The organism is Deltaproteobacteria bacterium, from assembly GCA_011375175.1.
Taxonomy (GTDB): Bacteria; Desulfobacterota; GWC2-55-46; order GWC2-55-46; family DRME01; genus DRME01.
In genome coordinates this window covers 1-17,144 of record DRME01000032.1, presented here as the reverse complement: position 1 = coordinate 17,144, position 17,144 = coordinate 1, and the positions used below count along the sequence as shown (strand labels likewise).

Sequence of the window (17,144 nt, the reverse complement as noted above, 5' to 3'; positions counted from 1 at the left end):
CTCCCTCCAAAAACTTTTAATGCGAGTTGGTTTCCCCCTGTTTTGCCAGGCAAAACAGGGGGAAACCAACTCGTATTGAAAGTCTTTGAAGGGGGGCTGGGGGAAACGTGGGCCTGTGGCCCTTCTACAGAAAGTTTCCCCCAGGTAATTAATCAGAATTTCTTAAATATTCTCACAGTATTCGTCTCAAGTCAAGGTTTTTTGGCGGCTTTGGGGGTTGTTGAAAACGGGCTCCGGCGGTCTTGGCCGTCGAGCCACGAAATCCCGAGAGGTGATTGTGATATGAAGATTTTCATCGACACGGCCAACATAGACGAGATACGCCAGGCAGCCGGTTGGGGACTGCTCGACGGCGTGACGACCAACCCCACGCTGGTGGCCCGGGAGAACCGTCCCTTCGAGGAGGTGATACGCGAGATCTGCTCGGTCGTCGACGGTCCCGTGAGCGCCGAGGCGGTGAGCAGCGACAGGGACGGCCTCGTCGAGGAGGCCCGCCGTCTCGCCGGGATCCACGACAACATCGTCGTCAAGATACCCCTCACCCTCGAAGGCCTCGCCGCCGTCAAGACCCTGAGCTCCGAGGGCGTGAAGACAAACGTGACGCTCATCTTCTCGCCGCTCCAGGCCCTTCTCGCCGCCAAGGCCGGCGCCACCTACGTGAGTCCCTTCATCGGCCGTCTCGACGACGTCTCCCATCAGGGGATGAGCCTCATAGAACAGGTCCTGACCATCTACGAGAACTACGGATTCACCACCGAGATAATCGTGGCGAGCGTAAGAAACCCCCTTCACGTCCTCGACGCCGCCATGATAGGCGCCCACATAGCCACGGTGCCCTTCAAGGTGCTGCGCCAGTTCGCCTCCCATCCGCTAACAGACATAGGCATAGAACGCTTCCTCAAGGACTGGGAGAAGGTGCCCACCTGAAGCAGCCCCCGGGGCATAAAGGATTGCGCGGCATGAAGGACCGTCCTGGGCCGCAGCGGGGCCGGCAAGGCCGAAAGACCGCGCCCGGCGCTGAAGGCCGTGGCGTGGGACTCGCCCTCGGCGGAGGCTCTGCCCGCGGCTGGGCCCACATCGGCGTCCTCGAGGCCATGGACGAGGCGGGTATGGAGGTGGATTTCATCGCCGGCACGAGCATGGGCGCGCTCGTCGGCGCCGTCTACGCCTCCGGCGGACTCGCCGAGCTCAAAAAGGTGGCCATGGGGCTCGACTGGCGCCAGATACTCGGCTTCTTCGACATCGTATTCCCCAGCTCGGGCCTCATAGACGGCAAAAAGGTCGCCGACTTCATCAGAAGCCACGTGAAGGCCTCGAAGATCGAAGAGCTGGACATCCCCTTCGCCGCCGTCTCCACTGACCTTGTAAGCGGCAAAGAGGTGGTCCTGCGCAGCGGCGACCTCATAGAGGCCATAAGGGCGAGCATATCCATACCCGGAATCTTCACTCCCGTAAGACACGGCTCCATGGTGCTCGCCGACGGAGGCATCGTCAACCCCGTGCCCGTGAGCGCCGTGCGCGAGATGGGGGCCGGCTACATAATAGCCGTCGATCCCATGCCCGGCGGCGCCGGACGCGGCGGCGAAAGACGCGCCGCCCGGACGCCCCCGGCCTCCGACGCCCCCACAAGACCCGCCATACTCGTCGAGCTCGAAAAACGGCTCGGCCGCCTCAACATCAGGGCGGTAGACCAGATACGCCGCTGGCTGTCCGACGAGGGCACGCCCAATATCTTCGACGTCCTCGTCGACTCCATCTATATCATGGAACGGCAGATATGCGAGACCAGGCTGCGGCTTGACCGGCCCGACCTCGTCATAGCGCCGAAAGTGGACGTCGGATTCCTCGAGTTCAGCCGCGCCGCCCATGCCATAGCCCAGGGCTACCGCGAAGCCTCTTACTTCCTTTTTGGAAAAAAAGAAAGTAAGCAAAGAAAAACCGATTAGGCCCGCCGGATATGGCGACGGGTATTCAAATATCCTGGGGGAAACTTTCTGTAGAAAGTTTCCCCCAGACCCCCTTCAAAGACTTTCAATACGAGTTGGTTTCCCCCTGTTTTGCCTTGGCAAAACAGGGGGAAACCAACTCGCATTAAAAGTTTTTGGAGGGAGTCTGAGGGAACCTTTTTACAAAAAGGTTCCCTCAGGGAATTTAAGGTGTCAGCCTTTGAGGGCCTTGAGGGTGAGGGAGTATTTGAGGGCCTCTTCGTAGCTTTCGAGGGCCTTGAGCAGGTTTTCTTCCCTGTCTTGCGAGCCGGAGAGTTCCTTGTAGGCCGCTCCCATGTTGCGGCGTGTCTCGGCGTATTCCAGCGGCATCTTCTCGCCGGTCCTGACCGTGAGGGCGCGTTCGAAGGCCGATATGGCCTTCGAGAGGTTCTCCTCGCGGTCGCGCACGGCCGAGAGCGAGCCGTAGGCGAGCCCCAGGCTGTTGTGGGTGGCGGCAAAGAGCGCCGGTCCGCTCTCCGGCGAGAGGTGGGCCACCGACTCCTCGTAGGCCGCCACGGCCTTCTCCCTGTACTCGTCCAGCGCCGACGCCTCGGCCAGCTTGCGGTAGGCGTCGCCGAGCTTCGACTTGGTGATGGCGTACCCCTCTGGATTCTTCTCGGCCGTCCTTATCTTGACGGCCTCTTCGAGCGCGGCCACGGCCTCTATGAGGTTTTCCTCCGTGTCCTCTATGGCCGAGAGTTCGAGATAGGCGTTGCCGAGGTTCTGGATGGTTGCGGCGAAATCGGCCGGGTGCTCGTCGGCCGTCCTTATGGTCAGGGCCTTCTTGTAGGCCTCCACAGCGGCCTTGAGGTTCTCCTCCGGAGATTCGCCAAGGGCGGCCAGGGCCGAGAGGGCGTTGCCGAGGTCGTTGTGAATGGAGGCGTAGTCGAGCGGATACTTGTCGGCCGTCCTCACCTTAAGGGCCTGTTTGAAGGACTCGATGGCGCGCTTGAGGTTGTCGGCGCCCGATATGGCCGTCAGGATGCTTCCCAGGTTCTGCTCCATGGCGGCGTAGTCGTCGGGGCTCGCCTCGGCGGTCTTGACCCTCAGCGCCTCGTTGCAGGCCGCGAGGGCGCGCCTCAGGTTCTCCTCGCGGTCGGTTGTCTCGGCGAGCGCCCGGTAGGCGTTGGCCAGGTTGTTCTGGGTGGCGGCGTACTCGGCGGGGTATTCGTCCGGCGTGCGCACCTCGAGGGCCTTCTCGCAGGCGGCAATGGCGCGCCTCAGGTTCTCCTCGCGGTCGGTCTTCTCCGAGAGGACCCGGTAGGCTACGGCCAGGTTGTTCTGCGCCGCCGCGTAGTTCTCCCGGTCCCCCACCTCGTCGAAGATGCGAAGGGCCTCTTCGTAAGCGGCTATGGCCTTGCGTATCTCCTCCTCTCCCTCGCTCGTTCTGGCCAGGGTGCTGTGGAGGTTGCCCAGGTTGTTCTGCGTCATGGCGTGGTCCACCGGGTGCTTCTCGACGGTCCTGATCTTCAGGGCATCCTCGTAGCAGGCCATGGCCTTCCTCAGGTTCTCCTCGCGGTCGGTTATCTCGGCGAGGGCGCTGAAGGCGTTGCCCAGGTTGTTCTTGAGCGAGGCGTAATCCTCGGGGTGGGTGTCGGGCCGGAGGACCTTGAGCGCCTGCTCGAAGGCCGAGACGGCCTTCTCGAGGTTCTCCTTCTTCTCGCCCTTCGAGGCGAGGTGGTAAAGACACATGCCCATGTTGTTGAGCACGCGGCCGTAGAGGCCGGGATCGTTTTCGCGGCGAAGCTCCTGGAGCACGTTTCTGTATATGGAGAGGGCGTCGTCGTAAAGACCCTTTTCGAGCAGCTTGTCGGCGTTCTTGGCCGACAGGGCGAGCATTCCCTTCGAAAGCGTCTGGTTGCGCGACTCGAAGACGAAGTAGAGTATCGAGCCTGCCACGAAAGCGCCGAGCAGGCCGCCGACGGCTACGAAAAAGAGCGGGCTGAGATCCATCTTGACTCTTCCTCCTTGGATTTTCCTTACGGGTTGTCGTGTTCCCGCCGTACCCGGTCGTCGGGGAACCCTTGTGTCGAGGGGTGGCGCGGGCCCGCGGGCCCTGTCGGGAAAGCCCCCCTGTCAGCGGTTATCTGTTTATGAGACTCGCCACGTATGCGGCGCCGAAGCCGTTGTCGATATTGACGACCGACACGCCGGAGGCGCATGAGTTGAGCATGGCCAGCAGTGTGGTCAGCCCTCCGAGGTTTGCGCCGTAGCCCACGCTCGTGGGCACGGCCACGACCGGTCTTGACACAAGGCCCGCGACCACGCTTGGCAGGGCCCCTTCCATGCCGGCCACGACGACGAGCACGTTGGCCCCCATGACGGCGTCCTTTTTGTGGAGCAGCCTGTGGATGCCGGCTACACCCACATCGTAGAGCCGCTCCACGCGGTTGCCCATGTAGGTGGCCGTGAGGGCGGCCTCTTCGGCCACAGGAACGTCGGAGGTGCCGGCGCAGAGCACGAGCACCGTGCCCTTTCCCCTCTCCTCCACCGGCCTGGTCTCGATGAAGAGCGTCCTCGAGAGGGCGTCGTAGCGGGCCTTCTCCAGCCTCTTCACGAGCGTAGCGCCCTTGTCGTAGTCCACCCGCGTGACGAGCACGTTTTCGCCGCGCCCCGTCATGGCCGCCGCTATGGCCTCTATCTGGGCCGCCGTCTTGCCCTCTCCGAAGACGACCTCGGGAAAGCCCTGGCGAAGCGAGCGGTGCGTGTCGATGGTGGCGTGCTCGAGCTCCTCGAAGGGCAGGACCCTGAGCCTCTCCACGGCGGCATCCACATCGATACGGCCCTGGCGCAGCTCGGTCAGCATCTTTTTCAGCTCATCGACGTTCATCTCACTGCGCCGGTCACTGCGCCGGGCCCTCTGCGCCGCCTGCGAGCGTGCCCAGGGCCGCCACATCAACGAGGTAGGCCGGTCTGCCGTCGCCCAGGACCGTAACGCCCGATATGGCTCTCAGTCCCGTCAACGGCGGCTTGAGCGGCTTTATGAGCGCGTTGGTCTCGGCGCCGAAGTCGTCTACGGCCACGGCTAAGGGTTTCGTCCCCTCCGGTCCGCAATCGGCGAGAAGGACGAGGGCGGCCCTGGAGGCGGCCTCCCCTCTTGCCGGCAGGCCGAAGAGCCGTGCGCCGTCGACGATCTCCACCGCCCCGCCGTCGTACTCTATCGCGCCCCCTCCGGCTCGGGCGACGTCGAGCTCGACGACCTTCTCGATCCGTGAGATGGGCACCAGGAAGGGCTCGCCGCCTATGTGGACGAGGAGCGTCCTCGTGATCGTCGTCGCGCGCGGCAGCTCGAGCGTGAAGCGGCTGCCCCGTCCCGGCACGCTCTCGATATCGAGACTGCCGCCCACGGCCTCGACCGTCCTCTTCACCACGTCCATCCCCACGCCCCGTCCCGAGACCTCGTCGACCTCGTCGGCGAGGCTGAGCGCTGGCAGGCAGATGAGCCGGAGCGCCTCGCGGCGATCCATGGCCCTTACGCGCCCGGCGTCCATGCCCAGGGCAACGGCCCTCTCCCTGACCTTTTCGACGTCTATGCCGGCGCCGTCGTCGCTCACCTCCACGACGACCCGGTCCTTTTTCCTGAAGGCCCTCACCGTCACGACCCCCCTGGGACTCTTTCCGGCGGCCCGGCGCGCCTGGGGCGGCTCTATGCCGTGACGGACGGCGTTTCTCGTTATATGGACCAGGGGATCGGCGATCTCGGCCAGCACGGCCCGATCCATCTTTATGTGGCCGCCCCTTATCTCCACGGCCACATCCTTGCCCGTGCCCGCCGCCGCGTCGCGCGCCACCCGCGGGAGCTTGTCGGCCAGGTCCCCGACGGGGAGCATCCTCGCCTCGAGGATGCTTTCGTGAAGCCTGTCGGCCACCTTGCCGAGACGGTGGAGCAGTTCCCTCGTCCACAGCGAGCCCGACTCCTGGGCCATGGCCTTGAGCGGCGCAAGGAATGTGTAGAGCTCGCCGGTCGCCTCGAGGAGCTCGTCGAAGACCGATACGTCGACCTTCATGGTCCTCGACAGAGCTACCTGCGCGCCCCGGCCGTCCCCCTGCGGCCCGGCCGGGGCCGGCTCCTCGCCGCCGGCGAGTGCGCGTAGCAGGGGCTCGATCTCGGTTCCGGGGGGCAGCGGCCTCTCCTCCTCCACCCGGCGCACCATGTCCTTCATGACGTCGAGCGCCCTGAAGAGCCTGTCGACGAGCGGCCCGGCGGGGGTGCGTCCTTCCTCGCGCAGAGGCTCGAGAAGGTCCTCCTGGGCGTGGGCGAGCCGCTGGATGACGGCGTAGCCCATGGTGGCGCCCATCCCCTTGAGCGAGTGGTAGTGCCGGAAGAGGGCGTCCACTATGGCGGGGTCGCGGCCGCCTCCGTCGATCTCGAGGAGCCTCTTTTCGATGCCCGAGAGGTGTTCGTTGGCCTCCTGGACGAATATGGACTTGAACTTCGAAGTGTCCATGCAAGCCCGCGCTGGCGCCGCCTCAGGAGCGTGACGCCGCCGAGAGAGCCGCCGCGGCCCTCTCGAAGACGGCGACGGCGTCGATGACGTCGATGGCGCCGTCCTCGCGCCTGAAGCGCATCGAGAAGGGGCCCCTCCCCTCTTCGACCCCGGCGCCGGCCAGCTCCTCCTTCCACAGGAGGGTGGAGAAGGCCCGGCCGATGTAGAGACCGATATGGTGGCTGCCGGCGGCGGCTATGACCGTCTTGCTTGACCTCTCGGCCGCCTCGTCCGCCGCGCCGAAGAGCGCCGGCAGGTCCGCTACGGCGACGAGCTCGCCCCTGTGGCTCGTCACGCCCCGCACCACTCCGCCCCCGCCGGGAACGAAAAACGTCCTCTCGCCGTCGACGACCGTCTCCACGAGGGCCGTCTCTATGGCCAGGGTCCTTCCGCCCATATGGAAGACGAAGAGGTCTTGTGCCGAAACCATGGCGCCGCCCTCTGCTCAGCTCCGAGCGCCTTCGCCGTAGTCCGCCGCCTCGACCTTGAAGCGGGCCACGAGCTCGGTGAGCGAGCGGGAGAGGGCCGAAAGCTCGGCCGAGGCCTTGAGGGTCTCTTCCATGATCGCCCCGTGCTTCTCCACCAATCCCTCGACCCGCTCGGTGCCGGTCAGGTTGTCCTGGGCTATGTCGGCGACCATGCGCATCTTCTCCACCGACTCCCGCGCCATCTCCTTCTGTCTTTCCGTGACCCCCAGCACGAGCCCGGCCCTCTCGGCCACGTCGGTGGAGTAGTCGTTTATGTTCTCCAGTATGTCGCGGATCTTGCGCGTGTCGTCTCGGCCGTACTTGAGGAATGTGGCGCCGCCGGCGGCCGTGGAGACGACGCGTTCGACCTCGATGCGCAGTTCCTTGACGATGCGCGAGACGTCGTCGACGCTGCGGTTGGTGTTGTCGGCGAAGCGGCGCACCTCTTCGGCCACCATGGCGAATCCCCGCCCGTGCTCGCCGGCCTTGGACGCCTCGATGGTGGCGTTGAGGGCCAGGAGGTCGGTCTGGCGCGAGATGTGGGTTATGACGTCCAGGATCCTGGGGATGTCGTTGAGCTTGTCCTCGAGCCTCTTGGCCGCGGCCTCGGTCTTTTCGATGCCGCCGAAGATGCTCTCTATCTTCTCGATGACCGAGCCCGAGGCGGCGACCCCCTTCACCACTATGGCGTTGACCTTCTGTAGCGAGCGGGCCGCGTCGGTGACCTTGACGGACACGTCCTCGGCCAGTGCGGCCATCTCCTCCACCTTTTTCGACGCCGTGTCCACGTGGTGCGATTGCTCGAGCGCGCCGTCGAATATCTTCGAGGTGCCCGCGACGATCTCGCGGGCCGTCTCGTGCCCCCTGGCCACCACGCCGTTGAAGGTCTCGTGGGCCTCGGCGAGCTCCTGGGCCGTCTTCTTCACGTGGAGGACGATCTCCCTCAGCTCGCTGGCCATGGCGTCGATGGACTCGGCCAGGTCCGAGGTCTCGTCACGCAGCACCTTGGAGTCGAAGTGCCCGTTGGTGGCCGTGCCGAGCTCGCCGTGGCTTATCTTGCGGGCCATGGCCGTGAGGTGGTTGAAGTCCCTGGTGAAGGCGCGGGTGAAGAGGTGCCCCACGATGAGCCCTATGAGTATGGCCGAGAGAAAGCTCACCGTGGGCTTGAGCCACTCGGCCATGCCCGTCTTCGCCACGACGGCGGGGACGAAGGCCGCCGTCGCCACTACGGCGATAAAGCCCAGTATGAACTTGTAGCCCAGCGGGACCCGTATGGCCATATGACGATATCCTCGGCGGAAACTTCCGGCAGGAGGTTTCCGCCCGACACCATTCAGGGATTTTTTAACGCCCTCGGGCTCCTCCCTCTTTCGCGCAGCGAAAGAGGGAGGAGCCCGAGGGCGTGGGAGTCCGAGGCAACCGTGGCTGCAGGGGGCTGACGTGGGGCGGCGACCCCCTTTCGAAAGGTTTCCTCAGGATGGTTGCCCGGAGTTTCGTCGGCTGTTCGAGGGGTAATTATAGACGTCTTTGCGGGGCAAGTCAACACAAGGCGGGAGGGGGCGACTCCCGAAGTGGTCGAATCCGGTCTGCGCGATCTCGATGGGGCGGCCGCGGCGGTCGAGCGCCGCAACGCCTTCGCGGCTGTCCACGATCCTGCCCACGGCGCGGACGGCGAGCCCCGTCTGCGAGGCGATCTCCCGCACCATGGGGGCCTTGTCGGGCGGCGCCGTGAATAGGAGCTCGTAGTCCTCGCCGCCTGCGAGGATGAGCGGCGCGGTCTCGCCGCCCGCCTCGGCGTGGGCCTCCATGGCGCGCGAGAGAGGAAAGCGCCCCTCCTCGACGACGGCGCCCACGCCGCTCTCGCGGCAGAGGCGGCCGAGGTCGAGAAGCACTCCGTCGCTTATGTCTATCATGGCCGTAGCCGCGCGCCGGCGCGCAAGGAGGGCGCCGGCGGCCACGCGGGGCGTGGGGTCGAGGTGACGGAAGGCGGCCTCGCGCACGGGGCCCGCCGCCTCCAGCGCCGCGCGGCCGAGCTCGCGCAGGTAGCGCAGCCCCAGGGCCGAGTCGCCGGGTGTGCCCGTCACGTATACGTCGTCGCCCACAGAGGCGCCGCGGCGGTAGACGACCTCCCCCGCCGCCGCCTCGCCGAGAACGGTGGTCGTTACGGCCATGGGACCGTCGCCGGCGCAGGTGTTGCCGCCCACAAGCTCCACGCCGTGCGGCTCCATGACCGAGGCCATGCCGTCGTAGAGTGCGTCTATGAACTCTTTTTCCCTGTCGGGCGCCACGACGAGGCTTGCAAGGAGGAAGAGCGGCTCGCCCCCCATGGCCGCGATGTCCGAGAGCGATACGCTCACGGCCTTGCGGCCCAGCAGGAAGGGGCTCGTATAGGAGGGCGCGAAGTGGACGTCCTCGACGAGCGTGTCGGTCGTCGCAAGGAGCACGCGGTCCGGCCGCTCGGTCGTCACGGCCGTGTCGTCGCCCATGGCCATGACCACGCGGCCGTCTTTCCGGGGCTGAAACCGCCGGCGTAGCCCGTCCACCAGGGGACCCTCGCCGAGAGCCCCGAGCTTCACGGCCCTCAGACCCTGACCCCCCCGGCCTTCTTGCGGGGAGCCGGCTTGGCGGTCTTTTTCGGCGCCTCCTTGAAGGGAGATGAGGCGAAGACCACGTCCACGACCTCGTCCATGTGGCTTACGAGCACGAAGTTGAGCTTGCGCCTCATCTTCTTCGGTATCTCGTCGAGGTCCTTGCGGTTCTTCTCGGGCAGTATGACCGTCTGTATCTTGGCCCGCAGCGCGGCAAGGCACTTGTCCTTTATGCCGCCCACGGGCAGGACCCTGCCGCGAAGGGTTATCTCGCCCGTCATGGCCACGTCCTTCTTCAGCGGCGTCTGCGTTATGGCCGATATGAGGGCGGCGGCCATGGTGATGCCCGCCGAGGGGCCGTCCTTGGGTATGGCGCCGGCCGGCACGTGGATGTGTATGTCCAGGTTCTTGTAGAAGTCGGCCTCCAGGCCGAACTGGGAGGCCCGGGAGCGGGTGTAGCTGAAGGCCGCCTGGGCGCTCTCCTTCATGACGTCGCCGAGCTGACCCGTAAGGGTGAGCTGGCCGCGGCCCTTCATGACGGTGGCCTCTATGTAGAGTATCTCTCCGCCCACGGGCGTCCAGGCAAGGCCCGTGGCTACACCGGGCTCGCCGGCCGCCTGTTCGGTCTCGGGGAGGAAGCGCGGGGGGCCGAGCATCTCGCCGAGCATGCGCGGCGTTATGACGGTCATCTCCTTCTTGCCGGAGGCGACCTTCATGGCCACCTTGCGGCACAGCGACGCGATCTGGCGCTCGAGGTTGCGAAGCCCCGCCTCCCTGGTGTACTCGGAGATGACCTTCTTGAGGGTCCTGTCCGGTATCTGCACCAGCGACTCGCTCAGGCCGTTCTCCTTCGTCTGGCGCGGAACGATGTATTTTTTCGCTATCTCGAGCTTGTCCTCCTCGGTGTAGCCCGGTATGTCGATGACCTCCATCCTGTCCTTGAGCGGTCCGGGGATCGGGTCTATGAGGTTGGCCGTGGTGATGAACATGCAGCGCGAGAGGTCGAAGGGCACGTTGAGGTAGTGGTCGCTGAAGGCGTTGTTCTGCTCCGGGTCGAGCACCTCGAGGAGCGCCGACGACGGGTCCCCGCGGAAGTCCATGCCGATCTTGTCGATCTCGTCCATCATGAAGACGGGGTTGCGCGAGCCGGCCTGTTTCATCCCCTGTATGATGCGGCCAGGCAGGGCCCCCACGTAGGTGCGCCTGTGCCCCCGTATCTCGGCCTCGTCCTTTACGCCGCCGAGAGATATCCTCACGAACTTGCGGCCTATGGCGCGCGCTATGGAGCGCCCCAGCGACGTCTTGCCCACGCCCGGAGGGCCGACGAAGCAGAGTATGGGGCCCTTGGTCTTCTTCTGCAGCTTCCTTACGGCAAGGTACTCGAGTATGCGCTCCTTGACCTTTTCGAGGTCGTAGTGGTCCTCGTCGAGGACCTTGCGGGCCTTTTCGAGGTCGAGGCGGTCGCGCGTGAACTTCGACCACGGCAGATCGACGAGCCACTCGAGGTAGGTCCTGATGATGGCCGCCTCGCTGGCGTCGGGGTGCATCATCTCGAGGCGGTCGGCCTGTTTGAGCGCCTCTTTCTCCACCTCCGGCGGCATCTTGGCCCTGGCGATCTTCTCGCGGAACTCCTCGATCTCCTCGCTGACCTCTTCTATGTCGCCGAGCTCGTTCTTTATGGCCCGCATCTGCTCGCGCAGGTAGTACTCGCGCTGGTTGCGGTCCATCTCCTCCTTGGCCTGGCTCTGTATCTTGGCCTGCATCTGGGCCACCTGGAGCTCCTTGAGGAGATAGTCGTTGACGCTGCGGAGCCTTTCGACGGGATCGAGCGTCTCGAGAACCTTCTGGGCGTCCTCGATCTTGAGGCCCAGGTTGGCGGCCACGAGATCGGCCAGCCGTCCGGGGTCGTGGATGTTCTCGAGGACCATCATTATTTCGGGCGAGATCATCTTGCCCAGCGACGAGAGCTTCTCGAGCTGCTCGCGCACCGTGCGCATGAGGGCCTCGACCTCGACGGGTATCTGCTGTGTCTGGGGCTCCTGGACCTTCGTGATATCGACGGTGAAGCTCGGCGAGGTCTGGAGAAAGGTGTTTATCCGGGCGCGCGTTATGCCCTGCACGAGGATCTTCACCCTCCCGTCGGGGAGCTTGAGCATCCGTATTATCATGCCCACCGTGCCGAAGGTATAGAGGTCCTCGGGCTCGGGCTCCTCGTCGGAGACGTCCTTCTGGGTGGCCATGAAGATGAGGCGGTCCCTGGTGAGCGCCGCGTCGACGGCGTTTATGGACTTGTCCCTCCCAACGAAGAGAGGCACTATCATGAATGGAAAGACGACTACGTCCCTGATGGGCAGAAGCGGGAGGGTCTCAGGTATGATAAGCTGCTCGTCGTCCCTGAATTCTCTTTCTTCCATATAAAGACGTCCTCTCCAAGGAAACTCCGGTTGATTATTTGTCCTGAGGGAACCTTCTTAATCACCCTGGGGGAACCTTTATAAAAAGGTTCCCTCAGTGCAATAAATCGGAGCTTCCCTAATCTTTGGTTTCAACGGGCACGCTCTTGGGCAGCCCCCGTTTGTCCTCGACCCTCGGCATGGTTACGTGGAGTATGCCGTCCTTGTAGACGGCCTTTATCCTCACCGTATCGACGGGGAAGGGGAACTCTATGGCCCTGTAAATCCTTCCGAACGTCCTTTCCATGCAGACGTAGTTGACCTTGTTGTCCTCGAAGCACTCGTACTTGAGCCCCTTGACGATCAGGGTGTTTCTGTAGATGGCGACGTCTATGTCCTCGCGCCTCACCCCCGGCATCTCGACCTCGATGGTCAGACGGGAGGGCGATGAGTACATGTCCACGTTGGGAATCTGGTTTATGGGCTCGCTCTCCGAGTTCTGGAGCATGTGCTCGATGCGTTCGACGAAGAACTTCAACATCCCCTCCGTCTCGGCGGCGGAAGAACCCGGCGGTCTGTTGCTGGACTGCTTGGCCATGGCGTGTGTCCCCTGGGCACAAAGGCCCGGTACCGGCGGGGGCGCTCCGGTTGCCGCGGGAAGATCGTGCGCGACCCCTCTTTCAAGAAGGTCTCTTCGGGGCGGTCAATCGGAGTTTCCCCGTAAAACAGTGGGCGCCGCTGCGCGCGGGCGGCACGTCACCCGACGAGCCCCTCGATGAAGCGGCGAAGCTCTCTTCCGAAGTCGGGGCGTTTCATGGCGAGGGCGATGTTGGCCTTGAGAAAGCCGAGCTTGTCGCCCGCATCGTAGCGGTCTCCCTCGAACTCGTAGGCGTAGACGTCTTCTTCGGCGGCGAGTGTTCCGATGGCGTCGGTGAGCTGGATCTCGCCGCCCGCCCCCCGTCCGGTGGCGTCGAGGATGTCGAATATTCTCGGCGCGAGTATGTACCGACCTATGACGGCCAGCGTCGATGGCGGCGTCCCCCTGGGCTTCTCGACCATCTCCGTGACCTTCCAGGTCCTCTCGCCCACCTTTTCGCCTGCCACTATGCCGTACATGTGGGCCTGGCTGCGTGGCACCTGCTGGACGGCTACGACGGCGGCGCCGCCGTACTCTTCGAAGACGCCGAGCATCTGCTTCATGGCCGGCACCTCGGCGTCGATTATGTCGTCGCCCAGGAAGACGGCGAAGGGTTCGCGCCCGACGATCTCCCTGGCGCAGAGCACGGCGTGACCGAGCCCGAGCTGTTCTTTCTGGCGCGTGTAGACGAAGTTCGAGGCGTCCGAGATGTCGCGCAGCTCTTTGAGCGCATGGGACTTGCCCTTTGCGTCGAGCGCCTGCTCGAGCTGCACGGACCTGTCGAAGTGGTCCTCGATGGCGCCCTTTCCCATGGCCGTTATGACTATGATGTCCCGTATGCCCGAGGCCAGCGCCTCCTCGACGCCGTACTGGATGAGCGGCTTGTCGACGAGGGGGAACATCTCCTTGGGAACGGCCTTGGAGGCGGGCAGAAATCTCGTGCCCAGCCCCGCGGCGGGAAAGACTGCCTTGCGCACCTTCATAACAAGCCCATAATATTCGCTTTTTTCGTGGAAGTCAAGGGAGTGTGAAAAAAACCGCCGTCGGCGGCGTCTTTTTCTGAAGAGGTCTCTTCGACACCCCCGAGGGCAGGCGCGGGGCGGGGGAAGCGGACCTCGCGGCGGGCCGCTTCCGACACCGCGCGCCGCGTGCGCCGCGCGGGGCCGGGGTGAAGTGACGGGCCGCCGTTACGGCGAGAGGGGCTCGAGGGCGGCGTACTTGAGGTAGAGTTTCTTTACGCCGGCGCCGCGGAACTTGACGGTGAGCCTCGTCTGTTCGCCGGCGCCCTCGCGGGCCTTTATGGTGCCCACGCCGAAGCTCGGGTGGCGCACCAGGGCGCCCACGCACCAGGCCGTATCGAGGGACGGTCCGGCCGGTTCGTCCACATAGGCGCTCTCGGGGGGGAAGACGGCGTCGGCGCCGTCGCTCGTGTAGTACGGCTCGTCGCCGCCGAAGGTCCGCGGCGGGGAAGGGGCCGGGGCCCTTTCCCCGCGCCTCACCTCGAGAAACTGCGGCGCTATCTCGTCGACAAAGCGCGAGCGCAACTGGTAGCGCGTCTCGCCGAAGAGCGAGCGCGACGAGGCCGAAAGGAGGTGGAGGCGGCGCTCGGCCCTGGTCATGGCCACGTAGAAGAGCCTTCGCTCCTCTTCCACGTCCTCTTCGCTGTCCATGGAGCGCGAGTGGGGGAAGAGCCCCTCCTCGAGCCCTATGATGAAGACGTGGGGGAACTCGAGCCCCTTGGCGGCGTGCACGGTCATGAGCGTCACCCTGTCGGCCTCTTCGTCGTAGGTGTCGATGTCGCTTATGAGCGAGACGTGGTCGAGGAAGTCGTCGAGGCCGGCCTCGGGGTTGGCCGCCTCGAAGTCCCTTGCGGCCGAGAGGAACTCGTAGATGTTCTCCACGCGCTCCATGGCCTCGTCGCTTCGCTGGGCGAGCCACATCTCCATGTAGCCGCAGTCCTCGAGCAGCCTGAGGGCGAGCTCGTGGAGCGGCGCCTCCCTGCGGCCGTGGGCCACGGTGAAGTCCTCGAAACACTCCAAAAGGCGCTTCACCTTCCCGCCCTTCCTGAAGAGCCCCTCTTCGGCGGCCCGGACGAAGGCGTCGTAGAGGGTGAGGCCGCGCCTGCCCGCCAGCTCCCGCACGCGCTCCATCGTCGTCTTTCCCACCCCCCGCGGCGGGGTGTTGACTATGCGGCCAAGGCTCACGGCGTCGCTTCTGTTGGCCGCCACGCGCAGGTAGGCGAGCACGTCCCTTATCTCCATCCTGTCGTAGAACTTGAGTCCCCCGACGATGGTGTAGGGCAGCCCCTCGCGCATGAAGCGCTCCTCGAGCACCCGCGACTGGGCGTTGGTCCTGTAGAAGACGGCCATCGAGCGGTAGGGCTCGCCTGCGGCGGCCAGCTCCCGGACGGCGGCGGCGACGAGCTCGGCCTCGTGGTATTCGTCGCGGGCCTCCTCGTAGGTGACGGGCTCGCCGTGGTCGTTGTCGGTCCACAGGGTCTTTTCGAAGCGGCCGCGGTTTCGGGCTATGACGGAGTTGGCCGCCTGGAGTATGGTCCTCGTGGAGCGGTAGTTCTGCTCCAGGCGCAGCACCGTGGCGTCGGGGTACGTCTTCTCGAAGTCGAGTATGTTTCTTATGTCGGCGCCCCTCCAGGCGTAGATCGACTGGTCCGGGTCGCCGACGGCGCAGACGTTGCGGTGGGCCGAGGCGAGCATGGTCGTGAGGGTGTGCTGCACGCGGTTGGTGTCCTGGAACTCGTCTATCAGTATGTGGCGGAAGCGGCGGCTGTAGCTTTCGAGAAGCTCTCCGTCCTCGCGCAGAAGCCTTACGGGCTCGCAGAGCAGGTCGCCGAAGTCGTAGGCCCTCATGGCGCGGAGCTTTCGCTGGTAGAGGTCGTAGACCTTTGCGACCCTCTCGCCGAAGAAGTCGGAGGCCGAGGCGGCGAACTCGGCCGGGCCGAGCCCCTCGTTCTTGGCCTGGCTTATGCGCGAGAGCACGGCCCGCGGCGAAAGCGCCTTGTCGCTCAGGCCGAGCTCGGCGAAGACCTCCTTCACCAGAGCGAGCTGCTCGTCGTCGCCGTAGATGGTGAGCTCAGCGGGCCCGCCGCTGCGCAGGATAGCGCTGCGCAGTATGCGAAGCCCCACGGCGTGGAACGTGCCGAGCCACAGGTGGCGGGCGTGGCCGCCTATGAGCTCCTCGATGCGCGAGCGCATCTCGCCGGCGGCCTTGTTCGTGAAGGTGACTGCCAGGATGCGTCCCGGCTCGACGCCTTCCTCGCTTACGAGCCGCGCTATGCGGCTGGTAAGCACCCTCGTCTTGCCGCTCCCGGCGCCGGCAAGGACGAGAAGGGGGCCGTCGCCGAAGGTGACGGCAGCGCGCTGCAGCTCGTTGAGCCCGTCGAGAAGCTGGTGTGACATGAATCCCTTCCTTTGAGTAGCGCCTGGCCCGTGCGCCACGGCTCGCACCGTCAGGCGGCCGGCCCCGCGCCGCTCTCTCCGGCCTCCCGGCTGCGGGCCCTCGCCTCTTCGAGCCTGCGGCGTACCTCGGTGGGCAGGTGCACGGCCTCGGTGTCGAAGTCTGACAGTATCTCGGTCAGAAGCTCCGCCTTCTCGGCGGCCGAAAGTCCCTTGTGGATGAGGATCCGCCGCTCGTCGCGGAGCCTGAAGGCGCCGCCCGGCGTGTTGACCTCGCCCTTTCGCAAATCGTCGTATTCGACCTTCATCGAGAGCTTGCGGGCCGCGTCCTCGAGCAGTTCAAGCAGTGTGTGGTCCTTCATGGCGGTGGCAAACCCCGTCGGTTCCCGAAGGGACCTCGCTCACCCGGCGGGCTCCCTTCCTGTTCCCACTATTTTGTATTCGGCCCGCAGGGGCTGTCAAGGGAAAAGAGTCGCAGCGAGGGTCCCGAAGCGGCCGGGGCCCTTGCAGACCCACGGCGGACCCGGACCGTAAAAGATGTTGACAACGGGGCGGGGTTGGTCTATATTTTTCGGAAAAACAAGGTCTTTTCAGCTCCGGGACCACGAAGGGGCGTGGATGGGAAGGGCCGGCTTTCCGGCGTCCCCTGCCTCCACGGCCGTGAAATCCAAACCGGAAGGGAGTGATTCAATTGTCGGAGAAGATAGCGGACGTGACGGACTCGACGTTCGAGACGTCCATACTCCAGTCGGATACACCGGCGCTCGTCGACTTCTGGGCCACATGGTGCGCGCCCTGCAAGGCCATAGCGCCCATCCTCGACGAGATGGCCGAGGCCTATGACGGCAAGGTCAAGTTCGCCAAGATGAACGTCGATGAAAACCCGGCCACGCCTGGCCGCTACGGTGTGCGCGGCATACCGACGCTCATACTCTTCAAGAACGGCAAGGTCGTCGACCAGGTGGTGGGCGCCGTGCCCAAGAGTCAGGTGAAGGAGCTCATCGACAAGGGACTCGAGGCTTAGGGAAGCTCTGATTAATTACCCTGGGGGAAACTTTCTGTAGAAAGTTTCCCCCAGACCCCCTTCAAAGACTTTTAATTCCCTGCGGATCATCCCGATTTTGCAAGCAAAATCGGGATGATCCGCAGGGCGTTAAAAGTTTTTGGAGGGAGT

Annotated in this window: 14 protein-coding genes; 3 read left to right on the top strand and 11 right to left on the bottom strand. The window is 64.8% G+C overall.

Annotated elements, in window-relative coordinates:
• Positions 1-282 precede the first annotated feature (282 nt).
• A complete protein-coding gene (gene fsa, locus ENJ37_02330; GenBank protein HHL39320.1) occupies positions 283-927 on the top strand; it encodes a fructose-6-phosphate aldolase in 645 nt (214 codons plus the stop codon).
• 32 nt (positions 928-959) lie between these two features.
• The gene (locus tag ENJ37_02325; protein HHL39319.1) at positions 960-1,946 is read left to right on the top strand and encodes a patatin; all 987 of its coding nucleotides are present in this window, start codon (positions 960-962) and stop codon (positions 1,944-1,946) included.
• 213 nt (positions 1,947-2,159) lie between these two features.
• On the opposite strand, the gene ENJ37_02320 is transcribed toward ENJ37_02325, so the two are convergent.
• The 11 genes from ENJ37_02320 to ENJ37_02270 all read right to left on the bottom strand — a co-directional run bounded on the left by ENJ37_02320 (position 2,160) and on the right by ENJ37_02270 (position 16,332).
• Positions 2,160-3,938, bottom strand: a complete 1,779-nt coding sequence (locus tag ENJ37_02320) for a tetratricopeptide repeat protein (protein ID HHL39318.1) — start codon at positions 3,936-3,938, stop codon at positions 2,160-2,162.
• Positions 3,939-4,068: 130 nt separating this feature from the next.
• Positions 4,069-4,815, bottom strand: coding sequence for a nickel pincer cofactor biosynthesis protein LarB (gene larB / locus ENJ37_02315; GenBank protein HHL39317.1), 747 nt, complete (start codon positions 4,813-4,815; stop codon positions 4,069-4,071).
• A gap of 13 nt (positions 4,816-4,828) precedes the next feature.
• Positions 4,829-6,433, bottom strand: coding sequence for a hypothetical protein (locus ENJ37_02310; protein ID HHL39316.1), 1,605 nt, complete (start codon positions 6,431-6,433; stop codon positions 4,829-4,831).
• A gap of 22 nt (positions 6,434-6,455) precedes the next feature.
• Entirely contained in the window at positions 6,456-6,902 is a 447-nt protein-coding gene (locus tag ENJ37_02305) for a hypothetical protein (protein HHL39315.1), read from the bottom strand.
• A 15-nt stretch (positions 6,903-6,917) separates the two neighbouring features.
• Positions 6,918-8,219 carry a methyl-accepting chemotaxis protein gene (locus ENJ37_02300; GenBank protein HHL39314.1) on the bottom strand — a complete coding sequence of 434 codons (1,302 nt, stop codon included), beginning with the start codon at positions 8,217-8,219 and terminating at the stop codon, positions 6,918-6,920.
• A 192-nt stretch (positions 8,220-8,411) separates the two neighbouring features.
• A complete protein-coding gene (gene thiL / locus ENJ37_02295) occupies positions 8,412-9,515 on the bottom strand; it encodes a thiamine-phosphate kinase (protein HHL39313.1) in 1,104 nt (367 codons plus the stop codon).
• Between the two features lie 5 nt (positions 9,516-9,520).
• Complete coding sequence (lon, locus tag ENJ37_02290) at positions 9,521-11,941, bottom strand: endopeptidase La (protein HHL39312.1); 2,421 nt, start codon at positions 11,939-11,941, stop codon at positions 9,521-9,523.
• Between the two features lie 118 nt (positions 11,942-12,059).
• Positions 12,060-12,518, bottom strand: coding sequence for an Hsp20/alpha crystallin family protein (locus ENJ37_02285; protein ID HHL39311.1), 459 nt, complete (start codon positions 12,516-12,518; stop codon positions 12,060-12,062).
• A gap of 158 nt (positions 12,519-12,676) precedes the next feature.
• A complete protein-coding gene (galU, locus tag ENJ37_02280) occupies positions 12,677-13,540 on the bottom strand; it encodes a UTP--glucose-1-phosphate uridylyltransferase GalU (GenBank protein ID HHL39310.1) in 864 nt (287 codons plus the stop codon).
• A 204-nt stretch (positions 13,541-13,744) separates the two neighbouring features.
• Entirely contained in the window at positions 13,745-15,973 is a 2,229-nt protein-coding gene (locus ENJ37_02275) for a hypothetical protein (GenBank protein ID HHL39309.1), read from the bottom strand.
• Positions 15,974-16,023: 50 nt separating this feature from the next.
• Entirely contained in the window at positions 16,024-16,332 is a 309-nt protein-coding gene (locus ENJ37_02270; GenBank protein HHL39308.1) for a hypothetical protein, read from the bottom strand.
• 329 nt (positions 16,333-16,661) lie between these two features.
• On the opposite strand from ENJ37_02270, the gene trxA reads away from it, so the two are divergent.
• Positions 16,662-16,994, top strand: coding sequence for a thioredoxin TrxA (gene trxA / locus ENJ37_02265; protein HHL39307.1), 333 nt, complete (start codon positions 16,662-16,664; stop codon positions 16,992-16,994).
• Positions 16,995-17,144 lie beyond the last annotated feature (150 nt).

What these genes read in the sequence shown, in the direction of transcription:
- fsa (HHL39320.1), top strand. Translation starts at nt 283, where the DNA reads ATGAAGATTTTCATCGACACGGCCAACATAGACGAGATACGCCAGGCA.
- ENJ37_02325 (HHL39319.1), top strand. Translation starts at nt 960, where the DNA reads ATGAAGGACCGTCCTGGGCCGCAGCGGGGCCGGCAAGGCCGAAAGACC.
- ENJ37_02320 (HHL39318.1), bottom strand. Translation starts at nt 3,938, where the DNA reads ATGGATCTCAGCCCGCTCTTTTTCGTAGCCGTCGGCGGCCTGCTCGGC.
- larB (HHL39317.1), bottom strand. Translation starts at nt 4,815, where the DNA reads ATGAACGTCGATGAGCTGAAAAAGATGCTGACCGAGCTGCGCCAGGGC.
- ENJ37_02310 (HHL39316.1), bottom strand. Translation starts at nt 6,433, where the DNA reads ATGGACACTTCGAAGTTCAAGTCCATATTCGTCCAGGAGGCCAACGAA.
- ENJ37_02305 (HHL39315.1), bottom strand. Translation starts at nt 6,902, where the DNA reads ATGGTTTCGGCACAAGACCTCTTCGTCTTCCATATGGGCGGAAGGACC.
- ENJ37_02300 (HHL39314.1), bottom strand. Translation starts at nt 8,219, where the DNA reads ATGGCCATACGGGTCCCGCTGGGCTACAAGTTCATACTGGGCTTTATC.
- lon (HHL39312.1), bottom strand. Translation starts at nt 11,941, where the DNA reads ATGGAAGAAAGAGAATTCAGGGACGACGAGCAGCTTATCATACCTGAG.
- ENJ37_02285 (HHL39311.1), bottom strand. Translation starts at nt 12,518, where the DNA reads ATGGCCAAGCAGTCCAGCAACAGACCGCCGGGTTCTTCCGCCGCCGAG.
- galU (HHL39310.1), bottom strand. Translation starts at nt 13,540, where the DNA reads ATGAAGGTGCGCAAGGCAGTCTTTCCCGCCGCGGGGCTGGGCACGAGA.
- ENJ37_02275 (HHL39309.1), bottom strand. Translation starts at nt 15,973, where the DNA reads ATGTCACACCAGCTTCTCGACGGGCTCAACGAGCTGCAGCGCGCTGCC.
- ENJ37_02270 (HHL39308.1), bottom strand. Translation starts at nt 16,332, where the DNA reads ATGAAGGACCACACACTGCTTGAACTGCTCGAGGACGCGGCCCGCAAG.